16 protein-coding genes are annotated in these 15504 nt (G+C 39.0%); 15 read left to right on the top strand and 1 reads right to left on the bottom strand.

What is annotated here, in order from left to right; translation table 11 throughout:
• Positions 1–63: 63 nt before the first annotated feature.
• From B5P37_RS10230 to B5P37_RS10245, 4 genes are all read left to right on the top strand, one after another.
• Positions 64–1335 (top strand): cytochrome P450, encoded by a 1272-nt coding sequence (locus B5P37_RS10230; protein WP_085238111.1) that lies wholly within the window; start codon positions 64–66, stop codon positions 1333–1335.
• A gap of 411 nt (positions 1336–1746) precedes the next feature.
• Complete coding sequence (gene rsgA, locus B5P37_RS10235; RefSeq protein WP_085238112.1) at positions 1747–2622, top strand: ribosome small subunit-dependent GTPase A; 876 nt, start codon at positions 1747–1749, stop codon at positions 2620–2622.
• Positions 2622–3275: a ribulose-phosphate 3-epimerase gene (gene rpe, locus B5P37_RS10240; RefSeq protein WP_085238113.1), complete on the top strand. Its 654-nt coding sequence runs from the start codon at positions 2622–2624 to the stop codon at positions 3273–3275. Before rsgA ends, rpe begins: the two co-directional genes overlap by 1 nt.
• Positions 3272–3910, top strand: coding sequence for a thiamine diphosphokinase (locus B5P37_RS10245; protein ID WP_085238114.1), 639 nt, complete (start codon positions 3272–3274; stop codon positions 3908–3910). Before rpe ends, B5P37_RS10245 begins: the two co-directional genes overlap by 4 nt.
• Positions 3911–4054: 144 nt before the next feature.
• On the opposite strand, the gene rpmB is transcribed toward B5P37_RS10245, so the two are convergent.
• Positions 4055–4243 (bottom strand): 50S ribosomal protein L28, encoded by a 189-nt coding sequence (gene rpmB / locus B5P37_RS10250; protein WP_085238115.1) that lies wholly within the window; start codon positions 4241–4243, stop codon positions 4055–4057.
• Positions 4244–4576: 333 nt separating this feature from the next.
• Between rpmB and B5P37_RS10255 the strand changes: the two genes are divergently transcribed.
• From B5P37_RS10255 to rnc, 11 genes are all read left to right on the top strand, one after another.
• Positions 4577–4951: an Asp23/Gls24 family envelope stress response protein gene (locus B5P37_RS10255; protein WP_085238116.1), complete on the top strand. Its 375-nt coding sequence runs from the start codon at positions 4577–4579 to the stop codon at positions 4949–4951.
• A gap of 12 nt (positions 4952–4963) precedes the next feature.
• Positions 4964–6631: a fatty acid kinase catalytic subunit FakA gene (gene fakA / locus B5P37_RS10260; protein WP_085238117.1), complete on the top strand. Its 1668-nt coding sequence runs from the start codon at positions 4964–4966 to the stop codon at positions 6629–6631.
• 512 nt (positions 6632–7143) lie between these two features.
• Entirely contained in the window at positions 7144–7824 is a 681-nt protein-coding gene (gene sdaAB / locus B5P37_RS10265) for an L-serine ammonia-lyase, iron-sulfur-dependent subunit beta (RefSeq protein ID WP_085238118.1), read from the top strand.
• 1 nt (position 7825) lies between these two features.
• Positions 7826–8695 carry an L-serine ammonia-lyase, iron-sulfur-dependent, subunit alpha gene (gene sdaAA, locus B5P37_RS10270; RefSeq protein ID WP_085238468.1) on the top strand — a complete coding sequence of 290 codons (870 nt, stop codon included), beginning with the start codon at positions 7826–7828 and terminating at the stop codon, positions 8693–8695.
• Between the two features lie 2 nt (positions 8696–8697).
• Complete coding sequence (gene recG, locus B5P37_RS10275) at positions 8698–10743, top strand: ATP-dependent DNA helicase RecG (RefSeq protein ID WP_085238119.1); 2046 nt, start codon at positions 8698–8700, stop codon at positions 10741–10743.
• Positions 10744–10890: 147 nt separating this feature from the next.
• Entirely contained in the window at positions 10891–11451 is a 561-nt protein-coding gene (fapR, locus tag B5P37_RS10280; RefSeq protein WP_169710807.1) for a transcription factor FapR, read from the top strand.
• Position 11452: 1 nt separating this feature from the next.
• On the top strand, positions 11453–12439 hold the full coding sequence (gene plsX / locus B5P37_RS10285) for a phosphate acyltransferase PlsX (protein WP_085238121.1): 987 nt from the start codon (positions 11453–11455) through the stop codon (positions 12437–12439).
• Positions 12432–13358, top strand: a complete 927-nt coding sequence (fabD, locus tag B5P37_RS10290) for an ACP S-malonyltransferase (protein WP_085238122.1) — start codon at positions 12432–12434, stop codon at positions 13356–13358. The genes plsX and fabD overlap by 8 nt, the downstream gene beginning before the upstream one ends.
• Positions 13351–14088, top strand: coding sequence for a 3-oxoacyl-[acyl-carrier-protein] reductase (gene fabG, locus B5P37_RS10295; protein ID WP_085238123.1), 738 nt, complete (start codon positions 13351–13353; stop codon positions 14086–14088). Before fabD ends, fabG begins: the two co-directional genes overlap by 8 nt.
• Before the next feature lie 194 nt (positions 14089–14282).
• The gene (locus tag B5P37_RS10300) at positions 14283–14516 is read left to right on the top strand and encodes an acyl carrier protein (protein ID WP_085238124.1); all 234 of its coding nucleotides are present in this window, start codon (positions 14283–14285) and stop codon (positions 14514–14516) included.
• Between the two features lie 253 nt (positions 14517–14769).
• Positions 14770–15501 (top strand): ribonuclease III, encoded by a 732-nt coding sequence (gene rnc / locus B5P37_RS10305; protein ID WP_085238125.1) that lies wholly within the window; start codon positions 14770–14772, stop codon positions 15499–15501.
• The last annotated feature ends 3 nt before the right edge of the window (positions 15502–15504 follow it).

Genomic DNA, 15504 nt, shown 5'->3' on the forward strand with positions numbered 1-15504 from the left:
TATTACAAAACCAAGCCGTTTATTAAAATGAAAATGTAAAAAATGTTTTGAGGGGATGAGACAGTGAATAAGAAATTACCAAAAGATACGGGATTAGACAATACGTTAAAAATCATCAACGAGGCTTATACTTATGTACCTAAACGACTAGAAAAATTTGGGACGAAAGCATTTGAAACACGCGCTTTAGGAATGAAACCCATTACAGTCATGAGTGGGAAAGCGGCGGCGGAATTATTTTACGACAATGATAAAGTATCACGTACAGGGACGTTACCCAAACGTGTCGTCCATACTTTGTTCGGCAAAGGTGCGATTCATACGACTGAAGGAAAAGTACATGTTAATCGTAAAGCGCTGTTTATGTCGTTAATGACAGAAAAGAACTTAAAATATTTGCGCGAATTGACACGCCATTATTGGTTTATGCATACAGAACGCATGCAAAATATGGATGAAGTCAGTGTCTATAAAGAAGCGGGCATTATTTTAACTAAAGTAGGCTTTCGTTGGGCAGGTTTGAAACAAACGGATGAAGAGGCAGTAAAAAATGCAGAAGATATGAATAAGATGATTGATTCATTTAGTCGTTTAGGACAATCTGTTAAAGGCTATCGTCAAGCGAAGAAAGCACGTGCACGAGTGGAACAATTTTTACGAGACCAAATTAAAGCGGTCCGTGAAAATAAACAATATGCTGAACCGGGGACCGCTTTATATGAATTTGCGCACTGGAAAGATTTAAAAGGACAACCGATGGATCTTCATCTCTGTGCAGTGGACTTAATGAATATTGTACGTCCCCTTGTTGCGGTCAATCGCTTTATCAGTTATGCGGTAAAAGCCCTGATTGAATTTGATCAAGAACGTCAAAAATTACAAGTGACGCATGACCCGAATTATGCCTATAAATTTGCACAAGAAGTACGCCGTATTTTTCCATTTGTTCCTTTTTTACCAGGGAAATTAAAGAAAACAATAGACTTTGACGGATTTAAAATTAAAAAGGGGACAATGGTTGCGCTGGATATTTTCGGAACGACCCACGACCCTGAATTATTTAAAAACCCTTATCAATTTAACCCTAATCGTTTTGAAAAATGGGATGGCAGTCCATTCGATTTAATTCCACAAGGCGGTGGTGATTTTTATACCAATCATCGCTGTGCGGGAGAATGGATGACGATTATTGTTATGGAAGAAACAGTGCAATATTTTGCTAATAAAATTGATTTTGAAGTGCCTGCTCAAGATTTAAGTGTGAAACTGGATCGTTTTCCAGGTAAAGTGACGAGCGGGACTTTAATCAAAAACGTTCGTCCTAGACGTTCATAGAAATAAAAGAGATGCACAGGGCTACCCTGAATGGAGATCAGAGTATACAAGTGTCATCGTATACAGAGATGTTGACAGATGCTATCGAGATGATTTGACTTGTGATGGGGTGCTGTCGCCGTGTCGTCTTTGCTTCATTCAATAAAACGAAGGCGATAAAATCGGACGGGTGAAATGACTAAAGGAATTTCACTTTTCCGGTTTTTCTTTATGACTACAATTGCGTCGTTCTTATCATGATGAAGGTTCCTTATGATGGGGTAACATGGGTGTACGATGAACGCATGCGCATCGTAGGATGATCAAATGAAATACGATACCCAGAGATTGCAGATACGGGATTTATTCATGTCTTTGTGCAATAGCCTTTGATATAATAAGTGAGGAGATAACATAAAAAGAGGTGTGAATTTGGAAACGGGTCGAATCATTAAATCTATTAGTGGCGTATATCGTGTTGACGTGGCTGGCGAATGGTATGATGCACAGCCTCGGGGGCTCTTCAGAAAAAAACAAATATCGCCTATTGTTGGAGACATCGTTGATATTGATATAGAAACGCATGCTTCAGGGTATATTCAACATATTCATCCACGTAAAAATGAATTAAAACGTCCTCCAGTGAGCAACATTGATTTGCTCATTGTAGTGATGAGTGCGGTGTCACCTGACTTCTCGACGCAATTACTCGATCGTTTTCTTGTCATTGCGCATTCATACGGTTTAACACCGAGTATTTTGATTACTAAAAAAGATTTAGCAACGCCTAAAGAACAAGCAGTCGTTGTAGCGTGTCTGAAATACTATGAGCAAATCGGTTATCAAACGCAATTTATCGGTGCGCAAGATGATGTGAAAAAAGTCTTTCGTGAGTGGGCGCCCGGTTTAGCTGTATTAAGTGGACAATCAGGTGTAGGAAAGTCGACATTATTAAATCGTTATCAACCACAATTGGACTTACAGACGAATGAAATTTCGCAGTCTCTGAATAGGGGGAAACATACGACGCGACATGTTGAATTGTATGTGCGCGAAAATGGACATATCGCTGACACACCCGGTTTTAGTGCGCTAGATTTCAATCATATCGAGAAAGAAGATTTACGCCATTATTTTATCGATATTGCTGCGTTAGGTGAACAATGTAAATTCAGAGATTGTTATCATATCAATGAACCTCATTGTCATGTTAAAGCGATGATAGATACAGGTGAATTGCCAGCATTTCGCTATGAACATTACGTCCAGCTTTATAATGAAATATCCAATCGAAAGGTAAGATACTAATGACAAAAGTTTTCCCTTCTTTATTATCAGCTGATTTTTTAAATTTGAAAGAAGAATTGTTGAGATTAGAACAAAGTGGTGTAGATGGTTTACATTTTGACGTGATGGATGGTCGCTTTGTGCCTAATATTTCAATTGGTTTTCCTGTTCTTGAAGCGATTCGAGCAGCAACCGCATTACCCATTGATGTCCATTTGATGATTGAAAATCCGGATGATTATGTGAATGATTTTGCAGATAAAGGTGCAAATAAAATTTCTGTTCACCTTGAAGGAACGCCGCATATTCATCGCGTTGTTCAGAATATTAAAAGCCATGGTGTCGAAGCGGGAGTAGTGATTAATCCGGGTACACCAGTACACGCATTAGAGGCTATTTTAAGTCAAGTGGATTTTATTTTAATCATGTCTGTAAATCCAGGTTTCGGTGGCCAAGCGTTTATTCCTGAATCAGTCGATAAAATCAAACAATTATCAGCTTTACGTGCTGCGCGTCAACTCGATTTTCGAATTGAAGTCGATGGGGGAATAAATGCGCAAACGGCCCGACAAGTTGTTGAAGCGGGAGCAGATTGGCTTGTCGCGGGTTCTTATTTTTTTAGTCAAGATCATTATCAAGAGGCGACGCAACGCTTAAAAGGAACTGTATCATGACAAAAGGTAAAATACGTTTAGTCTGTCGGATGAGTGGACTTCCATCCTGCTTATTGAGTCATCAGGAGACGGCATGGGCAGGGGTAGACAGAGGCGCTTTGATTTTACTTCAAAATGGCATTGTGCCTGAATTTGCAGTCGGAGATTTTGATTCGATGACGGCTGAAGAACGGGAATGGATGCAATCGAAAATCGTTGTTCATCCAGTTCCTGCAGAAAAAGCAGATACCGATTTAGCCCTTGCCGTGCATCAAGCTGTGGCGTTAGGCTATTCAGACATTGAAATTTATGGTGCAACTGGGGGGCGACTGGATCATTTTATGGGAGCGATGCAATTACTTCAACATCCAGGTTTTAAACATCATCATATTAAACTCATCGATGCGCAAAATGAAATCATGTATTATCCAGCAGGACAATACAGTATCCCGTATTGTGCCCCTTATACGTATATTTCTTTTATACCCGGTAGAGATGAAGTGGTTTTATCGTTATCAGGTTTTAAATATAACTTGGAGGCGCAATCACTTGAGCGTGGTCGGACGCTCACAGTCTCAAATGAGTTTGCAGCAGATTATGGTGAACTGACCATTCATCAAGGTGGCGTGTATGTGATGAGAAGTCGTGATGAATAGGCGTGTATGTGAGCGATAAATATCATGAATGATGAAATCGGACTGGTCAAAATTCGTATTGATTTGACCAGTCCGATTGATTATAAAAAACAAAAAACGTGTCTCCCACATAAAGACACGTTTCGATACAATATATGATGTTAATTATACGCGAGTAACTTTACCTGATTTTAAAGCACGAGCTGAAACCCAAACTTTTTTAGGTTTGCCATCAACGAGAATTCTTACTTTTTGTAAGTTTGCATTCCAACGACGCTTAGTTGAATTTAATGCGTGTGAACGACTGTTTCCTGTTGAAGCTTTACGTCCTGTTACGAAACATTCTTTACCCATCATCGTACCTCCTTTAAGAAATACAAATACACATTTCTACTACATACTAAAACAATATACCACAACAGTCATTGACATGCAATAAAAAAACAGGTTATATTTTCATAAATTACTTTTTGTACAGTACACTTTCTGATATAATTTGAAGTTGTGATTAACTGTTAGGCATTAGAAAATCGTTACTATTCATCTCTTGTTGGCAACAAAGAATAAGATATAGTAATATAAAACCAATAGAAACAAGATTATTTTATTAAAATTATGCATTAAATTTTTTTAAATATATAGACAGCTATGATGATAAAATGAATTTGTAAATGGGAGGCGTAAAATATGGCTTTAGAAATTACAAATGAATATGGAAGTATTGATATCTCAAATGAAGTCATTGCATCTATAGTAGGTGGTAAAGCAGTCGAATGTTATGGGATTGTGGGCATGGCTTCACGTCAACAAGTCCGAGATGGGCTGGCGGAAATTCTAGGACATGAAAATTATGCGAAAGGGATCGTTGTGAGGGAAGATAATGGTGTTTTAGATGTAGATATGCACATTATTGTGAGTTATGGTGTGAAAATTTCTGAAGTTGCACAAAACGTGCAAGCGACAGTGAAGTATACACTTGAAAACACATTGAAACTTAAAGTCAACTCTGTAAATATTTTTGTTCAGGGCGTGCGTTTTATTAATGACAGGAAAGAAAATTAGGAGGATATTTGCATGGTAACTAAAATCAACGGTAATTTATTTGCCGACATGATTATACAAGGGGCACAGAATTTATCTAATAATGCGGATATGGTAGATGCATTAAATGTTTATCCAGTGCCAGATGGGGATACAGGAACCAATATGAACTTATCGATGACATCGGGGCGTGAAGAAGTTCAAGCGCATTTAACTGCGCATATTGGTGATTTAGGAAAGGCTTTCTCTAAAGGGTTGTTGATGGGTGCACGGGGTAACTCAGGTGTCATCTTGTCGCAAATCTTTCGTGGTTTTTCTAAAGCGTTAGAAGATAAGGCAGAGATTGACGCAAAACAGTTTGCGGAGAGTTTTGATGCAGGTGTTAAAACGGCGTATAAAGCAGTGATGAAACCGGTAGAAGGTACGATTTTAACTGTTGCTAAAGAGGCAGGACACGCTGCAATGGCAAAAGCTTCAGAAACAGATGACTGTTTAGAAGTCATGATGCACGTCTACAAAGAGGCACAAAAGGCATTGGAAAACACACCGAACTTGTTACCTGTACTGAAAGAAGTAGGGGTTGTCGATAGTGGTGGAAAAGGACTTACGCTAGTTTATGAGGGCTTTTTAAAAGCGATGAGAGGCGAAAAAATTGAAGCTGAAACATCTAAGGTCGACCAGGACACATTCTTTAATGATCAGCATGATTTCCACGGTGTAATGGACACTGAAGATATCGTTTATGGGTATTGTACTGAAATGATGGTTCGCTTTCAGTCCGGTAAAAAACCTTTTGACGAAGCCGATTTTAGAACGGAAATGAGCCGATTTGGCGATTCTTTACTTGTCATTAGTGATGACGAAATTGTAAAAGTACATGTTCATACGGAAACACCGGGTGAGGTTTTCTCATTCGGTCAAAAGTACGGCGAATTGATTAAAGTTAAAGCTGAGAACATGAGAGAACAACACAGGGAGTTGCTACGTAAAGAAGCCGTAACGCATTCACGTTCTAAGAAAGAGGCGGCTGAAAAACAACAAACCGTTGAAACAGCGATTATTACGATTTCGATGGGAGAGGGCATTACTGAACTTTTCAAATCAATGGGTGCCACACATATTATTAGTGGCGGACAAACGATGAACCCTTCTACCGAAGACATTGTTAAAGTGATTAATGAGAGTGGTTGTAAGCGCGCGATCATATTACCAAACAATAAAAATATTCAAATGGCGAGTCAACAAGCGGCGGATATTGTCGATGCGGAAACTGTCATTATTCCAACACGTACAATTCCTCAAGGCATGGCTGCATTGTTCCATTATGATGACAGCGAAGATATGGCGACTAACAAAGAAGCCATGACAGCAGCAATCAAAGATGTGAAATCAGGTGCAATGACGTATGCAGTGAGAGATACGAAAATAGAAGGAATCGAAATTGAAAAAGATGCTTTTATTGGACTGATTGAAGATAAAATTGTAGCGAGTGATCGCGACAAGAAAAACGTGTTACAACAAACTTTGGAATCGATGTTAAATGATGATAGTGAAATTTTAACAATCATTACGGGTGAGGAAGCGGATGCAGATTTGACAGCGTGGATTGAAACATTTGTAGAAACGCAATATGAAGAAGTTGAAATCGAAGTACAAAATGGTCAACAACCGATCTATCCATATTTATTTGCCGTTGAATAATGAGATAGTCATACTGTTTTAAAATAAAAAGCATCAAACAATGATAAGTCGTTGTTTGATGCTTTTTAGAGGTTTGAATCCATTTTTAAAATGCAGTTTTGAGGTGAAGCGTTTGACGAGCACCATAGTCGAGCGGACGTCGTATGATTGTAGCACAACAGGTACGATATGTTCTCAAAGTATCTTATGTCATATTTATTCAAAAGTGATATCGTGTACCCTCATTTTTCTTAATGATGTGTAATTTTTAGATGAGGTGGGTATGGTGAATACGACTTCAAAGTGAAGCGCCATTCAACTTTTTGTATTACTGAAGTAAATTCATCCTCAGTTGTTTTTTGCGATGACAGGGGGTGAGGTTCTTTCATCACGAAATAAAACACGTTGTTCATTAAAATAAAAATCAAAATATAAAAAAATTCATAAGAAGAAACTTCAAAAATTACATTACAAAGAGAACATTGTTATAATGGAGTGACACATTTGATGGTCTTTGATGAGGGGGAGCAAAAATGAAATATAAAAGTGTTTTTGATATTATCGGACCGACGATGGTTGGGCCATCGTCTTCACATACAGCTGGCGCCGTTAGAATTGGTCGGGTCGCGCGCGACTTGTTTGGTCAGCAGCCAGATCGAGCCGACATCTATTTGTACGGTTCCTTCATGGAAACTTATAAAGGACATGGGACAGATGTTGCATTAGTCGGAGGTTTGTTAGGTTATGACACCGATGATGATCGTATAGAAACGAGTTTAGATACGGCTGAAAAAGCAGGTATGAAAGTCCATTTCATAGAGATGACAGAGGAACGTTCACACCCGAATACAGCAATCATAGATATGACAGATAGCGATAAAAATATTTCTGTTGAAGGTGTATCTATCGGTGGTGGTAAAATAGAAGTCGTAGCGATTAATGGTTTTCCGTTAGCGATAAGTGGTAATTATCCTACATTGCTTGTATTTCACCAAGATACATTTGGAACAATTGGAAAAGTCGCTAATATTATTGGTGATCGAGGCATCAATGTAGGGAGTATGCAGGTTTCCCGTAAAGAAAAAGGAGATCAAGCGTTAATGACTTGTGAGCTAGATGAGGATGTCAATGAAGAAATACTCAATTTAATTCGACAAGTACCAGGTGTCGTAACAGTTTCGTTAATGGGGATAAGTCATGATGACAGAAGTTAAAATGTTTAAAAGTGTGAAAGAACTGATTGATAAATGTGAAACAGAGAATAAAGCAATCTATGAAGTCATGCTTGAACAAGAGATGGCAGTAACAGGGATGACAGCTGAAGAAGTTTATACGCATATGAATCGCAATTTAGAAACGATGGAAAAAGCGTTAGATGAAGGTTTGGCAGGTGTCACATCTAAAACAGGTTTAACAGGTGGAGATGCAGTCCTAATGAAGCGGTATGTGGCGTCTGGTCAATCACTAGCTGGAGATCTGATCCTAGATGCAGTGAGCAAGGCCGTTGCTACAAATGAGGTCAATGCTGCGATGGGTAAAATTTGTGCGACGCCTACTGCTGGTTCTGCTGGCGTTGTTCCTGGCGTTTTATTTTCTCTCAAAAATAGATTACAATTAAGTCGACAAGACATGCTGAATTTTTTGCTCACTTCAGGTGCCTTTGGATTTGTCGTTGCCAATAATGCTTCAATTTCTGGTGCCGCTGGTGGATGTCAAGCAGAAGTCGGCTCGGCAAGTGCAATGGCTGCCGCGGCAATCGTTGAAGCGGCAGGGGGTTCTCCACAACAATCGGCTGATGGGTTTGCCATTTGCCTGAAAAACATGTTAGGCCTTGTGTGTGATCCGGTCGCCGGATTAGTGGAAGTCCCTTGTGTAAAACGGAATGCGGCAGGGGCGTCTAATGCAATTGTGTCAGCGGATATGGCTTTGGCAGGCATCACATCACGAATTCCGACAGACGAGGTTATTGATGCGATGTATAAAATCGGACAAACAATGCCATCTGCTTTACGCGAAACGGGGCGTGGCGGCTTGGCAGGTACACCTACAGGTCAACGATTAAAACAACAAATATTTGGTGATTAAACATGACAAAATTAAACCTGATTGAAAATCCTTATGAACTCAAGGACATCAAAGGGTTAGGACCGAAACTACTCCTACTTTTAAATGAAATGAATATTCATACCATTCAAGATTTGGTGTTGTATTTGCCGATGCGTTATGAAGATAATACGTTGGTAGATTTAACACGTGCGGATGATGAAGCAAATGTGACAGTTATGGGGGAAATTTATTCAACCCCAACTGTCGCTTTTTTTGGGAGAAATCGTTCTAAATTAACGGTGCATTTGATCATTAATGGAATCGCCGTTAAAGCCGTATTTTTCAATCAACCTTATTTAAAAAATAAGATTCAATTACATGAAACGGTGATGATTAAAGGGAAATGGTCGCGACGTAAGCAAGAAATCAACGGACAAAAAATGATTTTTGATACAACGCAAGTGACACATGCGCAGTTCACGCCGGTTTATCGTGTGAAAGAAGGTTTAAAGCAAAAAACTTTAAGAGATATGATTCAACAAACATTGAAAGATACGACGATACACGAATGGCTTCCAGTGGGTTTACGTCAACAATATCAATTAGAAACGTTGCATGATACCATTCACGCGCTACATGAAGCGAAAGATCAAACGTCATTAATAAAAGCACGTCGCACATTCGCTTTTACTGAATTTTTTATGTTTGAATTGCGGATGCAATGGTTGAATCGACTTGAAAAGATGTCGGAAGAAGCACAGGAAGTCAATTATGATATTCAAAAGGTCAAAACATTTATCGAGACGTTACCTTTTGAGTTGACTGACGGGCAAAAACAAAGTGTTAATGAAATTTTTCGTGATTTAAAAGCGCCAATTCGAATGCATCGTTTACTTCAAGGCGATGTAGGTTCAGGAAAAACGGTCGTTGCAGCGATTTGTATGTATGCGATGAAAACAGCTGGATACCAATCTGCACTCATGGTTCCTACCGAGATATTAGCTGAACAACACGCAGAAAGTCTCGCAGCATTATTCGGTCCGCATATGAATGTGGCGTTGCTGACAGGTACTGTTAAAGGTAAAAAAAGGCGTTTATTATTAGAAAGTCTTGCGAATGGTGAGATTGATTGTTTGATTGGAACACATGCTTTAATTCAAGATGATGTCGATTTTCACAATGTAGGTTTAGTTATCACAGATGAACAACACCGCTTTGGTGTTCAACAACGTCAAAAACTTCGTGAAAAAGGGGCATTAACGAATGTCTTATTTATGACTGCGACGCCTATTCCAAGGACGCTTGCGATATCCGTATTTGGTGAAATGGATGTTTCATCCATTAAAAGTTTACCTAAAGGGCGTAAGCCGATTCAAACTTTTTGGGTTAAGCATGAACGTTATCAACAAGTCATTGGACAATTGGAAAAAGAACTTCAAAAAGGGCGACAGGCTTATGCAATTTCTCCTTTAATTGAGAGTTCAGAGCATTTGGAAGATGTTCAAAACGCAATTGCATTATATGAAAACTTACAAGCAGCACTTCCTCATCGTCGCATTGGATTATTGCACGGTAAAATGACTTCTGACGAAAAGGACACCATGATGCACCGCTTCAGTACACATGACATTGATGTCCTAGTCGCAACGACCGTAGTTGAAGTGGGTGTGAATGTCCCCAATGCCACGTTTATGATGATTTATGATGCCGATCGTTTTGGCCTATCTACTTTACATCAACTACGAGGTCGTGTTGGAAGAAGTGATTTTCAAAGTTATTGTGTCTTAATCGCCTCCCCTAAAACCGAAACTGGAATTGAGCGTATGCAAATTATGACGCAAACGACAGATGGTTTTGAATTAAGTGAGCGTGATTTGGAAATGAGAGGGCCTGGTGACTTTTTTGGTGTGAAGCAAAGCGGCCTCCCTGAATTTTTAGTTGGGAATTTAGTAGAAGACTATCGCATGTTAGAAGTTGCAAGAGATGAAGCCGCAAAACTCATTCAGTCAGGTGAATTTTTTACTGAGATGTATCAGCATTTGCGGACATTTATTGAAGATAAAGTATTGTATCAAAGTTTTGATTAATCATATAAAAATCTTAAATATAGACGACAATACCACAAAGTGCACTGTATACTCTGAGTGTGTATAATTATTTTGAACTTGTTGTGAAACATGGTAAAATGAAGTGGAGTCAATTAAGACTTGGTACTAAATTTGGGTGGCGATGATGTGAAAAAAACAAAAGATGAAAGACGCGCACGAATGAAAACAACCATCCAGCAAAATCCATTTATTACGGATCAAGCTTTAAGTGAAATGTTTGAAGTGAGCATACAAACGATACGACTTGATCGAAGTCAGTTGAAAATTCCTGAACTTCGAGAGCGCGTAAAAAATGTAGCCAAAGATCAATATCAAAACATTAGTGCACTTGAAGATCAGGACATTATTGGAGATGTTGTTTTTCTTGAGCCTAACTCAGAAGGAAAGTCCATTTTGACGATTTCAAAAAAGGATGTTTTTGCGAGAAATGCAATTGCGAGAGGGCATGTGTTATTTGCGCAAGCGAATTCTTTATGTGTTGCAGTTTTAAAACATGCATCGGTATTGACCAAAGAAAGTCATATTCATTTTGTCAAACCGGTTCAGCTTGGTGATGTAGTCATTGCGCATGCGGAAGTTCAATTTCATGGTGGAAAATATTATGAAATCAGTGTGACATCATTTGTTGCGCAAGAAAAAGTCTTTGAAGGCCTATTTAAAATGTATTACATAAGTGAGGATGAATAAGATGGCAAAAATAGCTGTAGATATGATGGGTGGCGACGATGCCCCTCATATCGTACTTGAAGCAGTCGAAAAGGCTGTCCATGATTTTGATGATTTAGAGATCATACTTTTCGGTGACGAAAAACAATATCATTTAAATCATCCTAGAATTGAAATGCGACATACCAGCGAAGCAATTTCAATGGAAGATGAACCTGTACGTGCGATAAAGCGCAAAAAAGATAGTTCGATGGTCCGCATGGCTGAAGCAGTGAAAAATGGAGAGGCCGAAGCATGTGTATCTGCAGGGAATACAGGCGCTTTAATGTCAGCGGGTTTATTTATCGTTGGACGATTACCGGGCGTTGCAAGACCTGCACTCGTTGTGACGTTACCAACAGTGAATGGTAAAGGTGTTGTATTCCTTGATGTGGGTGCGAATGCAGATGCAAAAGCAGAACATCTTTATCAAAATGCTGTTTTAGGTCATATTTATGCACAAAAGGTAAGGGATATTGCTAAACCGAGAGTCGCGTTGTTAAATATTGGTACTGAAGCACAAAAAGGGAACAGTCTAACTAAAGAAGCATTTCGCTTAATGTCAGAGTCAGAATTGTTTCATTTTGTTGGCAATATCGAAGCAAAAATGTTGATGGAAGATGAAGCGGATGTCATTGTCACAGATGGTTTTACAGGTAATATGGTGTTGAAAAATCTGGAAGGCATCGCCAAGTCATTTGGTAAGATTTTAAAAAATGACTTGCTCAGAAAAGTGAAAAACAAGTTAGCGACTTTGGTTATGAAACGCGATATCAAACGCATTGCAAAACAACTAGATTATTCTGAATATGGTGGGTCCGTGCTTTTAGGGTTAGACGGCATTGTGGTGAAAGCACACGGAAGTTCAAATGCTAAAGCGTTTTATTCTGCTATCCGTCAAGCGAAAATCGCCAGTGAAACACGCATTGTAGAGAGTATGAGAGAAAAGGTGGGTAACATTCATGAGTAAGACAGTTTTGATGTTTCCAGGACAAGGGGCACAAAAAGTAGGTATGGCACAAGACCTCTATCAACATGATGAAGCAGCAACGGCAGTGTTAGATGTTGCAGCAAAAAATGTAACATTTGATTTGCTCGAAACAATGTTTGAAGATCCAAATCAAATCTTAGGTCAGACAGAAAATACACAGCCTGCATTGTTAACACATAGTATGGCACTTTATCATGCGATGGGATGCCCGGCAGCTGATTATACTATTGGTCATAGCTTAGGTGAATATTCCAGCTTAGTGATGAGTGGCGTGTTAAAGTTTGAAGATGCTGTACAAATTGTGCGTAAACGTGGCGCGCTTATGGCTCAAGCATTTCCAAACGGTGTGGGAAGTATGGCGGCTGTGTTAGGATTATCATTCGATGAAGTCAAGGCAGTTTGCACACAGCTTTCAACTGAAACATCTGTGATTGAGCCTGCGAATATTAATGCGCCTGGTCAAATTGTAGTGTCAGGCCATAAAGAAGCCATTGATCGATTAGTGAACGAAGGGAAGTCACTCGGTGCAAAAAGAGTGATGCCTTTAGCGGTATCTGGTCCATTTCATTCTTCGATGATGCAAGTGATTGAGGATGATTTTAGAACGTTTATTGATCAGTTTGAGTGGCACGATGCACAGTATCCTGTGGTTCAAAATGTCAATGCACGACCTGAAACAGAGGGTGAAAAAATTAAACAGAACATGGTGGCGCAACTGTATTCACCTGTTCAATTTATCGCATCTGTTGAATGGCTCATCGAACAAGGTGTAGATCATTTTATTGAAATCGGTCCGAACAAAGTCTTGTCTGGATTAGTTAAAAAAATAAATAGAGATGTTAAAATAACTTCGATTCAAACACTCGAAGACGTAAAGGAATGGAAAACAAATGAGTAAAGTCGCATTAGTTACAGGTGCTTCACGTGGTATTGGTCGTAGCATCGCATTACAACTTGCAGAAGAAGGTTACAATGTCGTTGTGAACTACGCAGGAAATAAAGATAAGGCAGAAGCCGTAGTGGAAGAAATTAAGGCCAAAGGTGTAGACAGCATGGCGATTCAAGCGAATGTAGCTAACGGTGATGAAGTCAAAGCCATGATTAAAGAGACTGTTAAAACATTTGGTTCGTTAGATGTGCTGGTGAACAACGCGGGGATTACAAGAGATAACTTATTGATGAGAATGAAAGAACATGAATGGGATGCAGTCATTGACACAAATTTAAAGGGTGTTTTCAACTGTATTCAAAAAGTGACACCACAAATGTTAAAACAGCGTAGTGGTCGCATTATTAATTTAACGAGCGTGGTGGGTGCAGTTGGAAACCCTGGACAAATTAACTATGTGGCATCTAAAGCGGGTGTCATTGGAATGACTAAAACGGCAGCACGTGAATTGGCATCGCGCCATATTACTGTTAATGCGGTTGCACCTGGATTTATCGTTTCTGATATGACAGATGCGCTCAGCGATGACTTGAAAGCCACAATGAAAACACAAATACCGTTAGGCCGATTTGGTCAAGATACCGATATTGCACACACGGTGGCGTTTTTAGCTTCTGAAAAAGCAGCGTATATTACAGGGCAAACCATTCATGTCAATGGTGGCATGCATATGGAATAATTGACGACACAATCATTAGGCCGATTGACATTCAATGATAAATTTAAAAATGACGGATTGAACTTATCGGAAATGGGTTGTATTTACGCAGATAAAATGGCAAAATATAACAGTCGAGTATTTCAATTCGATAAAAGAATGCGCAAAATATGTTTTGTGCACGCGTAACATGATTAATAAGGAGGTGAAAGACTGTGGACAACTTCGATAAAGTTAAAGACATCATCGTTGACCGTTTAGGCGTTGATGCGGATAAGGTCACTGAGGATGCATCATTCAAAGATGATTTAGGCGCAGATTCACTTGATATTGCAGAGTTAGTTATGGAATTAGAAGATGAATTCGGCACTGAGATTCCAGATGAAGAAGCCGAAAAAATCAATACAGTTGGAGACGCTGTTAATTACATTAATACACTTGAAAAATAATGCCTTTCATCTGAGTCGATTTTTCGGCTCAGATTTTTTATTATATAGTAGGTTTTAGTTATGATATCACGTATAATAAAGGGTATGGAATTTGAATAAAGGCATCTCACTTTTATTGAACACGATGACATTGTGATGTGCTCACTAAAAGTTTGAGAGCGTATTCAATAAGATTGTTTTTTAGCATTTGCTAAGTAATGTATCAAGAATTGGAACGGTCGTTTTATAGCAATTTAAAGGAGGCATTGACGGAATGACTAAAGCGCGAAAAGAAATGCTGATTGCGCAATTTCAAGAAAAATTTAAAACTAAAATGGAAGAATGGGAGTTGCAGTATAACGACATCACGCTATACCAACAAGCTTTTTCACATTCAAGTTTTATCAATGATTTTAACATGGCACGAACTGAACATAACGAACGGTTAGAGTTTTTAGGTGATGCGGTACTAGAATTAACGATTTCACGCTATTTATTTGATACTTTTCCGCAATTACCTGAAGGCGATTTAACGAAAATGCGTGCAACGATTGTTTGCGAACCTTCTTTGGTCATTTTTGCAAAACAGATTGAGCTCATGTCACTGATTTTACTCGGTAAAGGTGAAGAAAAAACAGGAGGAAGAACACGTCCGTCATTGGTTGCGGATGTCTTCGAAGCATTTATCGGCGCTTTGTATTTAGATCAAGGATTATCGGTTGTTTGGCAATTTGCAGAGACAGTCATCTTTCCACATGTGAAAGACAAGCAACTTACAGGTGTCATCGATTTTAAAACAAAGTTTCAAGAATTTGTACACCAACACTATTTAGGTATCATTCAATATAGAATTGTCAAAGAAGACGGTCCCGCACATAATAAAATGTTTACTTCTGAGATTTTATTGAACGGTAAGTCCGTTTCTCAAGGTGAAGGACGTACGAAAAAGGAGTCTGAACAAAAGGCTGCTGAACAAGCATACGTATTGATGACGCATAAGGAGTAGATT

Source organism: Staphylococcus lutrae (assembly GCF_002101335.1).
In the GTDB taxonomy this organism is placed as follows: Bacteria; Bacillota; Bacilli; order Staphylococcales; family Staphylococcaceae; genus Staphylococcus; species Staphylococcus lutrae.

What these genes read in the sequence shown, in the direction of transcription:
- fabD (WP_085238122.1), top strand. Translation starts at nt 12,432, where the DNA reads ATGAGTAAGACAGTTTTGATGTTTCCAGGACAAGGGGCACAAAAAGTA.
- sdaAA (WP_085238468.1), top strand. Translation starts at nt 7,826, where the DNA reads ATGTTTAAAAGTGTGAAAGAACTGATTGATAAATGTGAAACAGAGAAT.
- fabG (WP_085238123.1), top strand. Translation starts at nt 13,351, where the DNA reads ATGAGTAAAGTCGCATTAGTTACAGGTGCTTCACGTGGTATTGGTCGT.
- sdaAB (WP_085238118.1), top strand. Translation starts at nt 7,144, where the DNA reads ATGAAATATAAAAGTGTTTTTGATATTATCGGACCGACGATGGTTGGG.
- B5P37_RS10245 (WP_085238114.1), top strand. Translation starts at nt 3,272, where the DNA reads ATGACAAAAGGTAAAATACGTTTAGTCTGTCGGATGAGTGGACTTCCA.
- rpmB (WP_085238115.1), bottom strand. Translation starts at nt 4,243, where the DNA reads ATGGGTAAAGAATGTTTCGTAACAGGACGTAAAGCTTCAACAGGAAAC.
- B5P37_RS10255 (WP_085238116.1), top strand. Translation starts at nt 4,577, where the DNA reads ATGGCTTTAGAAATTACAAATGAATATGGAAGTATTGATATCTCAAAT.
- recG (WP_085238119.1), top strand. Translation starts at nt 8,698, where the DNA reads ATGACAAAATTAAACCTGATTGAAAATCCTTATGAACTCAAGGACATC.
- fakA (WP_085238117.1), top strand. Translation starts at nt 4,964, where the DNA reads ATGGTAACTAAAATCAACGGTAATTTATTTGCCGACATGATTATACAA.
- rpe (WP_085238113.1), top strand. Translation starts at nt 2,622, where the DNA reads ATGACAAAAGTTTTCCCTTCTTTATTATCAGCTGATTTTTTAAATTTG.
- rnc (WP_085238125.1), top strand. Translation starts at nt 14,770, where the DNA reads ATGACTAAAGCGCGAAAAGAAATGCTGATTGCGCAATTTCAAGAAAAA.
- plsX (WP_085238121.1), top strand. Translation starts at nt 11,453, where the DNA reads ATGGCAAAAATAGCTGTAGATATGATGGGTGGCGACGATGCCCCTCAT.